Annotated in this window: 8 protein-coding genes and 4 pseudogenes; 9 read left to right on the top strand and 3 right to left on the bottom strand. The window is 62.2% G+C overall.

The window, feature by feature from the left end; translation table 11 throughout:
- Nucleotides 1–390: 390 nt before the first annotated feature.
- Nucleotides 391–687 (top strand): barstar family protein, encoded by a 297-nt coding sequence (locus ACZ6CZ_RS36240; protein WP_469030045.1) that lies wholly within the window; start codon nt 391–393, stop codon nt 685–687.
- Nucleotides 688–708: 21 nt separating this feature from the next.
- Here ACZ6CZ_RS36240 and ACZ6CZ_RS36235 read toward each other — a convergent pair.
- Nucleotides 709–1,538 (bottom strand): annotated as a pseudogene (locus ACZ6CZ_RS36235) (IS5 family transposase).
- A 2,181-nt stretch (nt 1,539–3,719) separates the two neighbouring features.
- On the opposite strand from ACZ6CZ_RS36235, the gene ACZ6CZ_RS36230 reads away from it, so the two are divergent.
- Nucleotides 3,720–4,139, top strand: coding sequence for a cytidine/deoxycytidylate deaminase family protein (locus ACZ6CZ_RS36230; RefSeq protein WP_469030042.1), 420 nt, complete (start codon nt 3,720–3,722; stop codon nt 4,137–4,139).
- Between the two features lie 277 nt (nt 4,140–4,416).
- Nucleotides 4,417–4,773, top strand: a pseudogene (locus ACZ6CZ_RS36225) (IS5 family transposase); the annotation flags it as partial.
- 22 nt (nt 4,774–4,795) lie between these two features.
- Here ACZ6CZ_RS36225 and ACZ6CZ_RS36220 read toward each other — a convergent pair.
- Both ACZ6CZ_RS36220 and ACZ6CZ_RS36215 read right to left on the bottom strand, forming a co-directional pair.
- Nucleotides 4,796–5,743 carry an IS110 family RNA-guided transposase gene (locus tag ACZ6CZ_RS36220; protein WP_469030047.1) on the bottom strand — a complete coding sequence of 316 codons (948 nt, stop codon included), beginning with the start codon at nt 5,741–5,743 and terminating at the stop codon, nt 4,796–4,798.
- A 179-nt stretch (nt 5,744–5,922) separates the two neighbouring features.
- Nucleotides 5,923–6,998 (bottom strand): IS630 family transposase gene (locus ACZ6CZ_RS36215; protein WP_469030039.1). Its coding sequence is split into 2 segments (ribosomal slippage): nt 5,923–6,549 and nt 6,552–6,998, totalling 1,074 coding nucleotides; the frame shifts between segments, so codons are not numbered across the junction.
- An 834-nt stretch (nt 6,999–7,832) separates the two neighbouring features.
- Here ACZ6CZ_RS36215 and ACZ6CZ_RS36210 point away from each other — a divergent pair.
- The 6 genes and pseudogenes from ACZ6CZ_RS36210 to ACZ6CZ_RS36185 form a co-directional block, all read left to right on the top strand.
- A pseudogene (locus ACZ6CZ_RS36210) lies at nt 7,833–8,746 on the top strand (transposase).
- A 286-nt stretch (nt 8,747–9,032) separates the two neighbouring features.
- On the top strand, nt 9,033–9,794 hold the full coding sequence (locus ACZ6CZ_RS36205; RefSeq protein WP_469030036.1) for a transposase family protein: 762 nt from the start codon (nt 9,033–9,035) through the stop codon (nt 9,792–9,794).
- A 239-nt stretch (nt 9,795–10,033) separates the two neighbouring features.
- Nucleotides 10,034–11,485, top strand: a complete 1,452-nt coding sequence (locus ACZ6CZ_RS36200; RefSeq protein WP_469030032.1) for a beta-alanine-activating enzyme beta-propeller domain-containing protein — start codon at nt 10,034–10,036, stop codon at nt 11,483–11,485.
- 377 nt (nt 11,486–11,862) lie between these two features.
- The gene (locus tag ACZ6CZ_RS36195; protein WP_469030028.1) at nt 11,863–13,116 is read left to right on the top strand and encodes a glycosyltransferase family 2 protein; all 1,254 of its coding nucleotides are present in this window, start codon (nt 11,863–11,865) and stop codon (nt 13,114–13,116) included.
- Between the two features lie 177 nt (nt 13,117–13,293).
- Complete coding sequence (locus ACZ6CZ_RS36190) at nt 13,294–14,802, top strand: ArnT family glycosyltransferase (RefSeq protein ID WP_469030024.1); 1,509 nt, start codon at nt 13,294–13,296, stop codon at nt 14,800–14,802.
- Between the two features lie 1,414 nt (nt 14,803–16,216).
- Nucleotides 16,217–16,414: pseudogene (locus tag ACZ6CZ_RS36185) on the top strand (LexA family protein); the annotation flags it as partial.
- Nucleotides 16,415–17,467 lie beyond the last annotated feature (1,053 nt).

Below are 17,467 nucleotides of genomic sequence, written 5' to 3'. Positions count from 1 at the left end.
GCTGACGATCAATTCACGAAACGCGTTCCCCACCACATGACCATGATCGACGATTGAGAACTCGACGCCTCACCGCCTACCGTGCACGAGCTCGTGAGATACCCGTCGACCGGACTGAGTCCGGCGGTCCGCAAGCTGGGCGAGGACCCGACGCGCAAGCCCGACCCTGGAGGGAGGAACGGGTCTTGTGGTCGCCGCATACCGGTGGACGCACGTATCCCTGCGCCAGTTCATTCGCGTTGGGCGTTTCGAAGTCCGCTGCCGATCGCATCATTGATCACCTAATCGTGGACGGCAAGGGAGGTCCAGCGGTGGACCTGGTGCTCGTCGGGCCTAGAGCGTGTCTCCTTGACCGGTGATTCTCGTGGTGGGGCTGGTTAGTCTGCTGCGATGACGGACAGCGAGCTGATCGTTGAGCTGCGGGGTCGGCTGATCGAGACACTCAACGACTTCTGGGACGCGGTGAGCGAGCCGTGCGGACTGCCAGAGTGGTTCGGCCGGAACCTGGACGCGTGGTCGGACACGATTCAGACCCGGGGCATCTCCGAGGTGATCGACAGTCACGACGTCCTGATCGTGCATGTCGACCAGCGGGGCCTCTTCGACGGGCACCGGCAGGAGGCCGACGTCCTGGCCGGCATCTTTGACGGAGAACAAAACCAGCTCGTTGTCCATGGGCGGACCTGACGAATCCTTCGGACGTCTGGCTCAGCGCCGGCTCCAAATGAGGATGGCGGCAAGGTGGAGTGCGGCCTGGTAGGCGATGGCGAGCGTGTCCGTTCGCATGGCCAGGCCGCGCCACTGCTTGAGCCGGTTGATGCTCCGCTCGACCGCGTTGCGCTGCTTGTATGCCTCGGCGTCGAAGGCCGGCGGTCGGCCGCCGGCACGGCCCCGCCGCGGACGGTGGCCGACCTGGTCGGACGGCTGGGGGATGACAGCGCGGATTCCGCGTCGGCGTAGGTGACTTCGGATCGCGCGGGATGAGTACGCACGGTCAGCCAGGACGACATCGGGTCGGGTCCTCGGTCTCCCCGGTCCGCTTCGCGGAACGCGGATGGCGACCATGACGGTCTCAAAGGCTGGAGCATCACCCGCCTGGCCTGCGGTGACGCGGAGGGCCAGGGGCCGTGCACGGGCGTCGCTGGCGAGGTGGACCTTCGTGCTCAGGCCGCCGCGCGAGCGTCCGAGTGCGTGGTCGTCGGGTTCGGCCCGGCCTGGCGCCCCTTTTTTCTGGCGCCAGCGGAATGCTGGTGGGCTCGGCAGACGGTGGAGTCCACCGAGACGGTCCAGCCGATGTCGGCATCAGCGTCGGCCGCTGCCAGGACCGCGGCGAGGATGCGTTCCCAGGTGCCGTCCACGGCCCACCTGATCAGCCGCTTGTGGGCCGTCTGGAACGAGCCGAGCTCGTCGGGCAGGTCCCGCCAGGGCGAGCAGGTGCGGTACTTCCACGCGATGGCCTCCAGGGTTCAGCGGTGATCGGCCCACCGCCTACCGCGGACCGGATCGGCTGGCATCAGCGGCTCGATCCGGTCCCACATCGCATCAGTGATCACTAACCGGACAGACACATCCGATCAACTGACCAGCCGATCAAAGAGACACGCTCTAGCCGGAGCCGGCGCGAAGGGCGAGCGGACTACGACTGGGCCCAGCTCGACATCGCCGGTCCAACTGGCCGGCTTGGCAACGGATGGCTGCTGGTCTGCGTACCCCGCGAAGTGGCGAACTCGTCTGATGCAGCTGCTACTCACCTTACTCGGTGCCGCTGACCGGCCTGATCCAGGTGGCCGGGCGGCGTTGGCCGATCGAGGAAGCCTTCGAGTCAGCAAAGGCCTGCCAGGCAGCCGCTGCCAGGCGTGCTTGGACCCGCGTAACCGGCGCCTTGGACTGGAACCTGCTGACAGCTGTGATGCCTCTATTGGTGTTGGACACGGCGAGCGCTTAGCCGACTGGGCGGGCTTCACGCAGCTCGCAGGTCTGGGGGGTTGCCGTCACCTCGTCGCCCGCGTCGCAGCGTGCTGGTGCGCCAGCGCCAGCGCCAGCGCCCAGGCGATCATCTGTGCGGCCAGTTGCGGTTCGGTTGGGATGGCGAGGTCGTCTGGGATGCTGGCTGCCGACAGCGGTCGGGTTGTCGGTCGATGAGTGCGGCATGTATGGGGTGAGCCGATTGCAGTATGACCCGCGCGGCCGGCTAGACAATGTAGACAGCGACCTGGGCGTTTTCGAGGCGGCCCGCCGTGCCGGTGAATCGGCGCCGCAGGCGACTGTCGCGGTGCCCGTGACCCGGTCGCCGGTCTTGTCGACCACGAGCACTGTCCCGTCGTCGGTTACGTGCTCGGCGACGTGAACACGCACATTGTCGCAGGCCGCGTCAGCGTCCCCAGTTCGCACAGTGCAGCAGGTGCTGCATACCGTCCCGTGTGGCATCGCCCGCATGCTCGGGCCAGCGTCCAGCAGGACCGATAGGGCCTTCATAGGACCAGACATTGTTCACCTGCTGTGACCCCCACCTGGAAAGTCGCATGCGTCGGCGGTCTCAGCGCCACGTTGTGCGCACAGTCGCTGATGCGTCCAGCTACGGGCGTTCGGCCGTTGCCAAGGATTGTGCAGAGAGCGGTGAATAGGTGTTTGCCTGAATCCGCGTTTACCAGGCTCCAAGGAGATGCCTGAACGAGTCGGGTGCAGCGAGCCCTCAAGGCTGCAAGGCTGATGTGCGGTGGGGCTCACGTACGACTCGGAGGAAGGTACATGCGAGTCATTAGCAGCCGCCATTCACAGTGGCCCACAGATCGCCCAGCGGATCCGTACGATCAGCAATGGGTAGCGTGCGTATTAAGGGAGATGGCTGACAGAGCTATTGAAGGAGAAGAAGAAGATATCTTGCGAGAAGAATTGACTCGCGAACTCTGGCCCTGGATCAATAAAACGGCGAACCGCATGGCTAGAAGGCTGCCACCAGGAGCTGACGCAAGCGCTTTGAAAAGCGAGATAGTCTGGGAAGCATATCAAGCCATCCTACGGCTGGACTGGCACAGGTACAACGTATGGCCAGCGCTTCTCAAGCTTAGGATACGCGGCGCCTTCACAGCTGTCGCACGTGCGGATGATTCTCTAACCAGAGGTCAACGTAGTGCTCGCACCCGAGCGCTTCGCATCGAGGATGAGATGACTCAGCAACTCGGGCGCGCGCTGTCCTACAGCGAACGCCGCGATATAGCTATGTCTGTTGCACCGCGAGGCGGAGTGCAGAGCGTCCTATACGGCGCTCTCACGCTTGAGCCGTTGGAAGAAGCAGTGAACGTGAGTAGCACATTCTCCAGCCCAGAAGATGTAGCAATATCGAACTCACTAACTAAAATAGTCAACTGCTGGCTCACGCATGATGTTCCAGCTGACCTCTCGGGACAGTTGCGTGAGTGGATGCGGGACCGACCTGCGGGCCTCTTGCCCACGCAGCTTCTGAAGAGGGTTTCCCCCTACGTTCCGCAACTTCTCGCCAGATGGACACAGCCGTCGGTCACTTAATCGACTTCAGGAGTAGATATGAAGCCATGCCAGGAAAGCCTGTGCATCTGTCACGAGCAAATCGACGTAATGGAATCTCGCTTCCTCGACATCATCGATGCCGTCTTTAGCGTGCACGAAGAGCGTCTGCTTTCCGTAATGTTTTCGAGAGATCCGGGACTCGATGCCACACAGAACGAGAAGGGTTGCAGCGAGTGGTGAGGTCAGCCCCGCCAAAGCCCCACTACTCCAAAAAACGGGAATCGCTCGTACGATTGGCCATTATGCAAGCGATGAATTCTCAATGCCGATACAAAGTAGGGGCAGTGCTGGCTTTCGGCAGCAGAGTTTATGCCACGGGTAGAAATGTTTCACGGAATTCACCCCAGATTGATCACCTGCATGCGACGTGGCACGCTGAAGAGTTTGTTTTGCGCCGGGTCAACAACCCGGCTGGCAGTGTGATGTACGTGGCCAGAGTTGACTCATTGGGTAGAGCAGCTCTCGCCATGCCTTGCAATAGGTGCAGACTAGCCCTGCATGCCGCGGGAGTCAGAGAGGTCTTCTTCACAACTAGCGACTCCAGCCTCTCGAGCCTTCTACTGAAGCACAGTAGCCAACACATAGAAGCATGAAGTGCCAAACTACCGTACTGAAAGTACGTCGGCTATTCATGAAAGCCATGCAGCCAGCAGTATCCACAAATGCCTTCTCCAGTGATAGGCATCGATGGAGTTATGTCGACCCGATCCGCTCAACGGGAATGAGCGGAAGAGCGTGATCCTACGGTGACGCCGGTCATTGCGTGGCCATTTCGCTCCGTCAGGTGTTTCCTATGGAATGCAAGGCAACGACGGAGAGTTGCTCGGCCACTCGCTCGATGAACTAGGGTCCGTCTTCAAAGATCACTAGATGGTGGATCGTGGCGGGGTGATACGTCGCCATGAACTGACCGACCAGGAGTGGGAGTTGCTCGCTCCGCTGATACCGCGGGCCGCGACAGGCCGGCCCCGGGTGGCAGACCGGCAGGTCATCAACGGGATGGTCTGCAAGATCCGCACCGGGATCTCCTGGCGTGACCTGCCCGAACGCTATGGACCGTGGCAGACGGTCTACACCCGCTTCCGCCGCTACGCGATCGACGGGGTGTTCACCCGAGCCCTGCAGCAGATCCAGGCCCGGGCGGACGCCGCCGGTGACATCGACTGGCTGGTTCAGATCGACTCCACCATCGTCCGGGCCCACCAGCACGCTGCCGCCACCGGGCGAAAAGGTGCCCCTATGGTTTTCGTCAAGCGGTTGCCGGGGTGGGCGGCTGGTAGAAGGTTCCGTCTCGGAGCATGGCGAAGAGGACGTCGATGCGGCGTCGGGCGAGGCAGACGAGGGCTGCGACATGGTGCTTTCTCTCGCGTCGTTTCTTGTCGTAGTAGGCGCGTGAGTCAGGCTGTGACAGGGAGGCGAACGCGGCGAGGTAAAAGGCTCTCTTGAGCTGCTTGTTGCCTCGCTGGGAGGGGTGTTCGCCGCGGATGGAGGAGCCGGATCTGCGGGTGGTGGGTGCTAAGCCGGCGTAGGCGGCCAGGTGGCCTGCGGTGGCGAAGCCGCTGCCGTCTCCGACGTCGATGAGGATGCGGGCTGCGGTCCTGACCCCGATGCCGGGCATGGAGGTCAGGACCGGGGAAAGAGGGTGCGCCTCTAGCAGTTCCTCGATCCTGGCCGCGAGGAGTCTGCGCTGGTCGAGCACGGAGGCGAGCGAGGCGGCGAGGCTGGGGACGATCAGTGCAGCAGCGTCGGTGCCCGCAACGACGACGGTCTGCTCATCGAGTGCAGCGAAGATGTCTGCGACGAGCCGTTCGGCGATGCGCGGTGCTCTGGGCCGCAGCAGCGAGGTCAGCCGTCGCCGGCCAGCCTTCCGTAACTGTGCTGGTGAGCCGTGGCGTTCGAGGAGGAACAGGACAGCCTGATGGTCCAGGCGCGGTCCCAGGACCCGCTCGAGAGAGGGATGGATCTGGGTCAGGAGCCCGCGCAGACGGTTCTTGATGCGGGTCACCTCGCCGGCCAGGTCGTCGTCGAAGCCCACGAGCATGGTCAGCTCGGCGACGGTCTCGTCGTCCGCCGCCAGGTCCCGCAGGGTGAGCCCTGTACGTGCCACGCTTTTGAACCTGAGACCGGGCCACCGTCGGAGCGCGAGCTTCCCGGACGATCTAGCCTTCGCCGCCAAGCCCCAACTTGCGGCCCGCATGGTCAAGCGGGCGCTGGACACGGGAACTGCCACACGAAGGGCCGCGGGCGACGAGGTCTTCGGCGACAACCCACACCGGCGGAGCACTCTTGTACGCCGGACCGGCTACGTCCCGGCCGTCTCCGCTAGGCAAACACCTTGGCCGCACGGATCTCGAGGCGGGCCCGGTACTGAGGTTTTCAGGGTGGGGTCGGTGGGTTGATAGCCAGGCCGGTGGCGGTGAGGCAGCCGTCGGTCAGGTGGAGTCGGAGTTGGATCCTGCGTAACTCGCGGCGGAGTGTGAGGTCGAGGTCGTGGGGTGTGTCGAAGGCAGTGTTGGCCATGGCCCTGCGCACGAGTGACCAGACGGCCTCGACGGGGTTCAGGTCGGGTGCGTATGAGGGGAGACGGACGGTGGTGAGCCAGTCGTGCTCGGCTTCGTACTTTCTCAAGCCCGCTGCCAGGTGGGTGTTGAGATTGTCCCAAACCACCACGATGGGACCGTCGAGCTGAATGTGGGCCCTCACCAGCAGGTCTCGGTAGTCCTGCCAGGAGAAGCTCTTCCGTGCCCCTTTCAGGAGCAGATGCTGACGGGGCCGGTAGATCAGTCTGGCGGTCTCGCCGGGTTTGTAGCAGCACAGCGCGGCGACCGAAGTCCTGCGGCGGGATCTTCCCCGAACGCGGACAACGGGCGTGTGGCCACGTCGGCCCCAGGTCCGGGCCCGGGGCGGAGTCATCGCGAATCCGGCCTCGTCCTCGAAGACGATCCACGCCCCGGCTGCCGCCGCGAGACTTTTACCTGCGGCGGCCACACCTCCTTCTTCCACAGCTCCACCGCGTGCTCGTCGCGTTCGAGCGCACGGCGGGCAGGTGCCTGCCAGGACCAGCCGTGCCGCTTCAGCAGCCGCCATACCGTCGCCACCGACAGGCTCAGCCGCAGACGACGGCGGATCACCGTCTGGACCCGGGCCAGAGTCCAGCGCTCATCGTCGAAACCGTGCGCTGACGGACCCTTGCCGAGCTCCTCCTCAAGCACCGCGAACTGGGCATCGGTAACGGTCGGGGAGTTGGTCGGGCCTGCAGAGCGCAAAGCCTTCATGCCGCCCTCGCGCCAGGCCCGGCGCCAGCGTTCCACCGACCGCACACTCACCCGCAGATCCTTCGCGATCACCGCGGTCTTCTCACCCGCCGCGAAACGCTCGCTGGCCTGGAGCCGGATCCTCTCCCGAAACGCCCGACGCTCAGCAGTCAGGCCCCCACCCTCCGGATACCGCATCCCACCGGCATACCACGGGGATCATGAACCGTCACCACCCGACGACAACCCGAAAACCTCAGTAACGGCTGTCGGCCAGAATGGGTGTGAAAGCGAGCGGGACGACAACTGGGTACACATCGAGGTCCGCGACCCCGCTGGTCGACCCGGCCGCTGGTGCCTGATGATCCGCCGCAACCTTCGCAGCGGCGAACTCACCCTCTAATCTGCTTTTCACGCCAGCCGGGGTCGCTGTCGAACGGGTCCAGGTGGCCCCTGTCAGCCCGGACGAGCAGCACGTCGGCCGCTGACCTCCTGGCACCGCTAAGTCGCCGGTCCAGAGCTCGCACACCGCCTGGACTGGTCTGCCGACGCCGACACCAAGCCAACGCCCGAGCCTGCCGCTGCCGGACGGCAAGCAGCTGCCCAGCCATAGGAATTTGTAGCCCCTGACTGGTGGCGATATCGAGATGTCGCCAGGTTGGCGCCGGTGCACACTTCCTCACCGTGGAAAGCCTGACGGGAGAGCTGCAGCGCCTTCAATGCGGACCGGGAGCCGAGGATGACGACCGGTCCCGGTCGTCTCTCTAGGGCTGCCGGTTCACTGCCGCGGATCCGGCCCAGGCATGGCCAATGCGCGTGCGGTACTGACGTGAGCGGTCGCGCAGATGGGTGAGTGGCCGGCGCATGCGCTTAGGGCCTGCCGGGAAATAACTTGCGGGTTCTGCGACTTGACATCGCAGGTCAGCGCACCACGCGCCCGCATCTTGTTCCTCTGCAGGCCGGTACGAGTTGGTGCGTGATAGCGGGTGTGGCGTCGTGCCTGGCCGGTGACATGATCCGTCTGTGGCGATCCTGGTCAATCGGGCGGTGCTGGCGCATCAGCTGTTCACGGGAGTCTCTCGGCGGCATCTGGCGTGTTTGGTCGAGGAGTTGGCGGTGCCGTGGCAAGCCGGTGTCGAGGGTCGTCGCCATGCTGCACGAGGTGGGGCCAGGAAGCGGGCCGCGGGAGCCGGCGCCGGCCACCAGCTTGTCTTCGTCGACCGGCTGGTGGCCACGCTGATCCATCTGCGGCACGACCTGCCGCACTCGGTACTGGGGCTGTTGTTCGGTGTCGACCGCTCGACCATCACCCGTGCGATCGCAGAGATACGTACGCTCCTGGCCGAGCGGGGGTGCGCGGTTCCCGACCGTCCCGGCCTGCGGTTACGGACTATGGCCGACGTGTTCGCCTATGCCCAGGCCGAGGGCATCGAGCTGCGGCTGGACGCCACCGAGATCCAGGTCCGCCGGCCCCCGGCCGGCCGCGGCGGACGGCGCGCATTCGTTTCCGGGAAGAAGAAGCAGAACACCATGAAGGCCACCGTCATCGCTGACTGGCGGGGCCGCACGTTATGGACCGACGCCCTGCGGCCTGGTCGTGCGCACGTTGCCACGACCGCCCGCAACGAGGGCATCGCCGTCTGCTTCCAGCACTACCCCGACGTCGGGGTCCTTCTGGACGACGGCTGCCTCGGCCTGAGCCGCGACAACCGCAGGCAAGCGATCACACCGCCCAGAAAACCTCGGCCCGGAGCACTGCCCGGCAGAGTCCAGCAGTGGGAACGCGACCGCCACGGGCACTCCTCCGACCGCATCACCGTCGAACACGCCCTCGCCGACACAAACGCTGGAAGCAACTGACGGGCTGGACCCACCGCCGTGACCGCCTGCCCTACACCTACCGCGCCATCGCCAGCCTCGTCTCCGACCGCACCATCAACGTTTGAGAGCAGGCCACGACCAAGCCAAACACGCCTCACCCGCTATCACGCACCAACTCGTTAGGGCCTGCAGAGGAACAAGATGCGGGCGCGTGGTGCGCTGACCTGCGATGTCAAGTCGCAAAACCCGCAAGTTATTTCCCGGCAGGCCCTTAGCCGGCCCGATGTCTTAGCTTGACATTGAGCTGTTTCCAACCTGCTGGCCAGGTTGGTGCAGTTGGCCTGACAGACTGGTGAAGCTCCTGGTAGATGGGTTTTCGACCAAGAGAACCGTCTCCACCAGAGGCTTCGCGTGCTTGTTTACCTGTCCGGCGTCGACGTGTCCAGCTCTGCCCTGCGCTTCCTCTCCGCCCGTCTGAGGGAACGCCGCCGCGCCCTCGGCACCCGTTGGCGGCGCCTGAGCGCGGGACGGCAGGCTCTGCTCGCCTTCGCCCATCTCCGCAACGGCCACACCTATGCCCAGCTCGCGGCCGGCTTCGGCGCCGGCACCACCACCGTCTACCGTTACATCACCGAGGCCGTCGAACTCCTGGCCGTTCTCGCACCCACGCTCGCCGAGGCCGTCAAGGCCGCGTCGACGAAGGCGTTCGTGATCCTGGACGGGACGCTGCTGCCGATCGACCGGATCGCCGCCGACCGGCCCTTCTATTCCGGCAAACACAAGAAGCACGGCAATGTGCAGGTCATCGCCGACCCCAGGGGACGTCTCCTGTGGGCCTCGGCTGCCCTGCCCGGGGCGGTCCACGATGTCCGGGCGGCCCGTGAGAACGGCATCATCGACGCTCCCGCCGAGGCCGGCATCAACTGCTGGGCCGACAAGGGGTACCGCGGTGCCGGGGGCACAGTCCGAGTCCCTTACTGGGGCCGCTGGGAGAACCTGTCCATGGGCCAGCAGGCGGTCAACCGTTCCCACGCGAAGATCCGGGCCCTCGCCGAGCAAGCCGTCGCCACCCTCAAGTCCTGGCGGCTCCTACGAAAGCTCCGCTGCTCAACCACTCGCATCACGAGCCTCGTTCAGGCTGTCCTCACCCTGCATCTGACCAGTTCAGAGTGAGGATGGAAAAGGCTCATTGACCACGGCGGACCCTCCCAGCCGCCTTGACCTTTGTCATGAGGGATACGCCTAAGAACTGAAGTGCATTCCAAGTTTTTCCCTAAGTGTCAGGGGCGCGGTCGAGCGCGGTCAGGTGTCAAGCTGTCTCCGGTTCCAGCAATGATCATTCCAGCGACTCTCCCTTGAATCCCGCTAGACACAGTGAGCTATCTCAGCGGGCAGAAGAGAATGGATCGGGCATGAGCAAGCACGCAATGCGACGACGCGAAAACGCAGCAGCAGTCACCACTGTTTCCGGCGCGCGGGCTCTGGCGAATCGTACAGCATTGCTCACGCAGCATCCCCTCCTTGCACTAGGAACTCTCATCCTTGCCCTCCTGGTCTCGGTTTCTGCTGTCTCTTTGAATAACGATCAGACGACTAAGGCCCCCATGGAGTCGGTGGACAGGAAGTCTGGAGAGGCGCCGAGATTGACAGGCGTGCAACAAAGGTCTGGAGCACCGCTGGTTGCTAGCGCCTCGGACTGGCCCATGTGGCGTCACAATGCCATGCGCAGTGGCAGCAACACGCAACTCACCGCCATTCCACCAGGCAGCGTGCCGAATATGAGGGAACGATGGCGCCAGACCTTGGGTGACATTGTCGACTCCTCAGCGGCTATTACTGGCGATTCGGTATACGTAGGTTCCCACAATGGATTCCTATACGCACTGAACAGTCACTCCGGCGCGATCAAGTGGCGGTTCCCTACTTCAGGGACTATTGAATCTTCGCCTGCCGTTCTGGACCAGAAGGTCGTCTTTACATCGACCGATGGACATCTGTATGCTGTTCACGCGACGACTGGGAAACTTCTCTGGTCTCAGCAGGGGCATTACGCTACATCTTCTCCCCTTGTGGTTAGGGCAATGCCACTCCAACACAGCCGGATTTACGTAGGTGCCAGTACAGGCGAGCTGCACGCCTATGACCTATCCGGACACCTGAAGTGGAAATATGCTACAGCAGGCGCCATCTGGTCATCACCTACGCTTGCTGAAGCGACTGGTGAGTCTCTACTAGTGTTCGGGTCGGACGACAACTATGTCTACGCCTTGTCCACGCGCACACACAAACCAGTGTGGAAGTTCCTGACGCATGGGGATGTTCGCGCTACTCCCGCCGCTGACAGTCAGCGAGTTTACGTCGGGTCGTGTGATGGGCGCCTCTATACGCTTTCCGCTCGAACCGGATCACTCGCCTGGTGGTTTGATACCCATAGCGCCATTACATCATCGGCCGTAGTCAGTGGAGACGACTTTTCCGACAGCAGTCGCATTTACTTCGGTTCCGCAAGTGGCCGTTTCTACGCACTCAGTGCACAAAGTGGGAAAGTTACCTGGGAGACGTCCCTCCCATCGCCCGTCATCTCTTCTCCTGCACTCGCGAACGGCACTCTCTACGTGGGCACTTCTGCCAGCGTCGTTGCTCTCGACTCACCGACGGGATCGAAAATCTGGTCCGGGACTACCTCGGGCGTGGTCAACTCCTCACCTTCATTGAGCGGAGCCACGCTGATTGTCGGCTGCACAGACGGCAACGTATACGCCTTTTCCCCAGCTGCTACGGCTAGCAAGGCGAGCCCTCTAGTTCCGAACAATGAGGGACCGGGCGGCCCACGCGCTCAACGCAAACCGGCATCACACTCCTGATCGCGAACGACCGTTACCTTTGAGTCGGCGAATGAAGGTGACATCAGTGAGAAAAGTGCAGGTAAGGTCACATAACCCGCCGTATATGCCTACCGGCGTTGAGGGGTCCAGGGCCGGCTGCCGGCGCCTAACCTACCACCAGTGTGGCGACGTAGTAGTCAATCGAGGGCTATGGCAAAGCATCTTGCTAGCGCTCGTTTGGGATCAAGCATGTGCTCTCACAGTACTTAATGGGGGGGACTGCTTGGGTGTGGGCTATTCGGAGTGGTTGTACGTGTACCTAGCTTCTGCGTCCATCACCGCGACTGTCGGCCTAGCGGGCGCCTGCGTCCTTCTCAGAGCGCGATTCCGGTGAAAACCCGATTCATGGAGTGCTCATGATTGCCAGCGCGTTCGTCACCGTCATCTCCATGGCACTATTCGTGATGGCCGCTATGACTCTGTGGTGGCAGATGTACGCTTGGCGCACACCAGGTATCCTCGAGGGGACGAAATTTGGTGCACTTCGCGGCACCGGCGCATTTTCCTTTTCTCTCCTACTGCCGGCTCGTCACGAAGAAACCGTCCTCGGGCATACCATTGACCAACTGGTAACTTCGCAGCACGAGGATTTTGAGATCATCGTGATCGTTGGCCATGACGATCCAGGTACTGCACAAGTGGCCTCAGACGCCTCCCAGCGCTACCCGGGTAAAGTGCGGGTAGTGGAAGATATTAATGAGGAAAAGAATAAACCCAAAGCGCTAAATACTGCACTTCCCTATTGTTCGCGGGAAATTGTGGGAGTCTTCGATGCCGAGGATCAAGTGCATCCACACCTTCTGCGTTACGTAGATCAGGCCTTCGCGGATACCGCTGCAGATGTAGTACAGGGCGGAGTCCAGCTGATCAATTTTCAGTCGAGTTGGTATTCTTTGCGTAACTGCATGGAGTACTTCTTCTGGTTCAAGTCGAGACTACATCTACAAGCGAGGAAGGGATTCATTCCTCTAGGGGGCAACACTGTTTTCGTTCGCACTCAGTTACTACGCGAAGTCGGCGGGTGGGACGAGCAATGCCTAGCTGAAGATTGTGATTTGGGCGTTCGACTCTCCTGTCTCGGGAAGAAAGTAGTCGTGGCATACGAGCCAGACATGGTGACCCGTGAGGAGACACCCGGTTCATTGGCTGCTCTAGTCAAGCAAAGAACACGTTGGAATCAAGGTTTCCTGTACGTCTACCGAAAAAGGATTTGGACCGGTCTGCCCAGCTTCCGTCAACGCCTGCTAGCCAGGTACACACTGATGACGCCGTTTTTCCAGGCCTTCTGCGGCATCATCGCCCCAATCAACGTAGCGACAGCATTCGTGTTGCATGTGCCAGTAGGTGTCGCATTTTTTAGTTTCCTGCCGGCCCTGACGCAGATCGTCACCCTTGTTTTTGAGGTCGTCGGACTGCACGATTTTGGCGTCCAGTATGGCTTCAAGGTCCGCTTTCTCCATTACGGCAAACTCATCATCGGGTCCCCCCTCTACCAGATGGTTCTGGCGGCAGCGGCAGTAAGAGCAGTGTGGCGCGAGTACCGTGGCCACCATGATTGGGAGTTGACGCGCCACGTGGGTGCTCATCTGACCGCAAGCGATGCGCACTGACACGACCTAGTGACCTAGTGCCTGGCCTAGTCGCAACGTTAGATCGGAGTGGCGCAAATGAATACGCTGGAAGCGCCTGCAGCTCGCTCACCAAGAGTCTCACAACCCCGAAGCCTCCGGCGATCTCCGAAGCATGCTCGGTACACGCTTACCTGTATCGATTATCTGGCATGCGGGATGATTCTGATTGTGTGCTGCGCTGTACTGGCCTGCAATATCGATGGTTATCCGACGTTTAGCGATGACGAAGGTACGTACGCTGCTCAAGCATGGGCAGTGGCAGGCGGTCGCGGGCTAGCCCATTATACCTATTGGTATGATCATCCGCCGTTGGGGTGGGTCCAGCTTGCGCTAATCTCTTGGTTCCCTTCTCTCGTGCATAAGGCCACGACTGTAGCTACGATGCGTATCGTCATGGTAGGCGTGTGTCTCATTTCGTTGGCGGCTGTATATGGGTTCATGCGCAGGCTCTCTTTTCCTGTGTGGGCGGCCACTCTCGCTAGTGCAATTCTAGGGCTTTCCCCTCTAGCAGTAGTGATGCATCGCATGGTATTTCTGGATAATATCGCCATGATGTGGGTGCTTCTGGCGTTTTTCCTTGCAGTTTCACCGCGTGATAATCTATGGCATCACTTTGTCGCGGGCATTTTCCTTGGTTTCGGAGTTCTCAGTAAAGAAACCACACTGATCATCATGCCGGCATTCCTCCTGATTATTTGGAAGCATAGCGCCAAAACCACCCGAAAATTCAGTGCTACCGGAGCTTTTGCATCTTCCTGCATCACGATCGCATCTTACCCTCTTTTTGCGCTTCTCCGCGGCGAATTGCTTCCGGGAGATAACCACGTGTCTCTCTGGGATGGCGTCAAGTTTCAACTAACGAGGCACGGCACTGGAAGCATTTTGAATCCTCGGTCAGCAGCACACGAGACGGTGCAATCATGGCTGTACTTCGATTCCTTCGTCCTGGGTATGGGACTAGTAGGCGTCATCTTGTGCGTAAGTGTCATGAAGTGGTCCACAACCGCAAGAGCACTATCAGGACCGCTGCTGGCTTCGGTGTTGCTCTTGATTGTTGGGGCGCGGCCCTCTGGGTATCTGCCGGCTATGTACGTCATCAACGTGTTGCCTTTTCTAGCGATGATCATCGCCGGGACAGCAGTGGGAATTGTCCACGCGGTAGCGCCAAGAGGGCAACATCGCGAAGTAACCAAGGCTCGCATTAGTATGGCTAGTCGTCCTCTGCTCCTCATGGGCATGGCGATGGCCATAATCCTGCATGTGGTACCAGGTTGGTACCGACTCAACAAGATCTCTGTGACATATAATGCTAACGCTGCCTACGTATCGGCTGCCGCCTGGGTAACGCGTAATGTGTCCCCGCGCTCCACGGCTCGCGTGCTCGTGGATGACTATCAGTGGGTCAATCTAGTCAACTCAGGATTTTCCCCCGATTCTGGGGCAATCTGGTTCTACAAGGCGGACCAAGATCCGTCCGTAAGAAGGACCCTGAAGAATGGCTGGCGGGACATTGACTATGTCATTGCATCTCCTATCATGCGCAACGAGGTCCACAGGTTGCCTCTATTGAATGAGGTGATTAGGCACTCCACTGTAGTTGCTGTATACGGCCAGGCAGCCGGGCGAGTGGAAGTTTTGCGTACGCTGAAGGAAAGCGGACCCTGAAACTCAATCACTGCCAGCTGTTAAGGGGGGCCACAGAGGCTACCGCGTGTCTCTTTGATGGGCTGATCATTCATCGGATGTGTCCATCCGCGCCGCCGGACGCCTGCTGCCCGGCACGGCGGCGCTTCAAGGCCGCTTCCCCCCAAACGCCGGCGCGCCCGGGCCCGGGCCGTGTCCGCACGGCAGCTGTCGGAGCATCTTCTCGACCCTGCCCAGCTGGAACTCTTCATGGCTCCGTCACGGGACTGGTCCCGTCTGGGCACCACCAGACCGCCCGCCCTCACCCCTGCGGTAGCCGCCCTCGTCGCGGACTTTGCCGGGTACGTGCGCGGCCGCGGACGGAGCACCGACGCCTACAACGGCAGCACCCAACCCTGCTTCCCTGATCGCCACCCGTGGACAGACCGACACCGAGACGACCGCGGACGGCGCCACCACCACGGCGGCCGGAGCCACCGACGCCGCCGGGACCGAGCCCGCCGGACACCGCCCCTCTTCCCCCACAGCCCTCCATACCGGGAACCACACGGAAGGACCGCCGTCATGATCACCCTGAGCCTGGACGGACACCCGCCCCTCACCGCAACCCCGCCCACCGTGCACGTCTACAACGTCACCGGGAGCCCCGCCGACGGCGGCGGCCTGATTGTCCTCACCGGCGCCCGCGCCGACCGGGACGCCGCCGCCCACGCCGGACGCCTCGCCGCCCACACGGGCAGGCAGCTGACCGCCGCGGTCGCCGTACGCTCCACCGCTTCAGCATCAATGCCCTGCTCCACCACGCCCGGGCCCAGCGCTTCGCCCACCAGAGCGTCGCCGTCCTCGCCGCCCGCACCAACGACCTCACCGCCGCCGGCCCCTACCAGTCCACCACCCTCGTCCTGCCCCCAGGAACCAATCCGCACCTGTCGCTGCCGACCGGCGCGGTGCACCGCCTCGCCCGCCGCACCGGCGCCACCACCGTCATCACCCCCGCCCCCGTCCACAACGCAGCCGGACACCTCACCCCACCCACCCCGGAGCCAGCCCATAACGCCTGCTCCCGCACCCCCTGTGCGCGGACCTGACCCCTGACCGGTCAGGCCGCGTTCGTGCAGCCGGGCCCGAACCGCCGAGATCGTCGTTCAGCTGGCGGCGCAGCCAGAGCATCAGCGCTTGGGGCCGCAGCACGATGCTCGGTCAGGGTTCCAAACGGCTTCGCGATGACCAAAGCCTCGCGCAGGTCGGCGCGGTTCGACTGCCCATGACCTCGCCACCGCCTGCGATCTGCCAAGCGTCGGCCCCGGGCGCCACCACAGAGACCGCGAGCCGAGTATCGAGGACAGAGAACCCGACGTACGGACGGGGTGTTCCGTCACGATTGCCTGCGGGTTCGTCCCCCGAGTGCGTCAGGAATGTGGGAACCCGTCGGTTTCAAGTGCGGGGCGACAGCATGATCGCCCTGCGATCTGCGACGGCGACATCGTCACGGCCCGCCGCTATGACTCCGCCGACCACGGCGACATCGTCGCCGCCCTCCTGGAGAGCGAGGCCACGGTCAAACGCCTACGTCGCGAGGGCGGCCATGTCTGGTTGGTGCCGCGCCAACCCGGCCTACGAACCGCTGTCATAGCAGTTGGTTGCCACCGACGCGCTATCGATGGCAGCAGTGGTCGTCCAGTGCCGCACGAGCCCGCCCACTAGTCACCATGAAGAGGTGGAGGTGACTTAGACCGTGACGAATCCAGGTGACTTCCGAGAGGCTCATGGCGACCCAACCACGTGGTCATGCGCTGATCTTGAGTGTTACGAAAATTTAGCCGAAGAGCACAATCCAGACATCGCTAAGGCTATTGAGTTAGGCTTGCACGTCTATGGGAGTTATGCCGATAATGGCACCGTGGCGATTGTTCTAATTGAAGGCGACAATGAGCTTGATGCCCTTCACAAGCAGAGAAGGCGGAGGTGCTGAATTAGACCCTATGAATAGGCAGGGTACATCCACGTGGCAGTCGTCCGAACGGGCCCGCCCCGGTGAACTACATCCGTGTTGGAGCTATTGGACTTTCCGTTTACGAGACAAATAGCTGTCGACTGCCCATCACCCGGCCAGGCTGGGTGTGCGAGCAGTTCTAGGTGCTGCGTGCGAGCCATGGCCGGCCTGAAACCACAAGAGGGCTGCTGCGGTCGCCCGGATTCCTGGTGAGCTCGGTCAGTTTGAGGATGCACCAGGATGTGTTGGGTGCCGACAAGTTGATCTTAGTCGATTAGCATACCATTGTCGCTCGGTATGAATTTGGCGCAATGCGGTTAGTAAGCTCATTTTGCGAGCTAAAGCAACCTGCGGACTGGCGCCCCGCCAGCCTGAAGGCATGACACGACGTGATGGAGATAAGCTCGTCTCAGGCGACCCATGTGGAGATGCTTTGGCCCGAGCGCGGTTAACGGGCACTGCTTCAGAACCCGGGCAGGCGGTGCTTTCTCAGGGGCGGACTCGGCCGCTCGGTGATCAAGCGACTTGGATGCATGTGCTGGTAGACGAATCGGGGCCTGTTGCGACGTGCCGCCGCCTACCGTGCACGAGCTCGTTAACGAGCTCGTGCACGGTAGGCGGTGAGGCGTCGAGTTCTCAATCGTCGATCATGGTCATGTGGTGGGGAACGCGTTTCGTGAAGTGATCGTCAGC

The sequence above is a fragment of the Streptomyces sp. NPDC041135 genome (assembly GCF_055592085.1).
The sequence above is the reverse complement of the archived record's forward strand: the minus strand, read 5'-3'. Positions and strand labels throughout refer to the sequence as shown.

Coding starts and splice junctions, on each gene's coding strand:
- ACZ6CZ_RS36240 (WP_469030045.1), top strand. CDS start 391: ATGACGGACAGCGAGCTGATCGTTGAGCTGCGGGGTCGGCTGATCGAG.
- ACZ6CZ_RS36220 (WP_469030047.1), bottom strand. CDS start 5,743: ATGCGGGCCGCAAGTTGGGGCTTGGCGGCGAAGGCTAGATCGTCCGGG.
- ACZ6CZ_RS36200 (WP_469030032.1), top strand. CDS start 10,034: ATGAGCAAGCACGCAATGCGACGACGCGAAAACGCAGCAGCAGTCACC.
- ACZ6CZ_RS36195 (WP_469030028.1), top strand. CDS start 11,863: ATGATTGCCAGCGCGTTCGTCACCGTCATCTCCATGGCACTATTCGTG.
- ACZ6CZ_RS36190 (WP_469030024.1), top strand. CDS start 13,294: ATGATTCTGATTGTGTGCTGCGCTGTACTGGCCTGCAATATCGATGGT.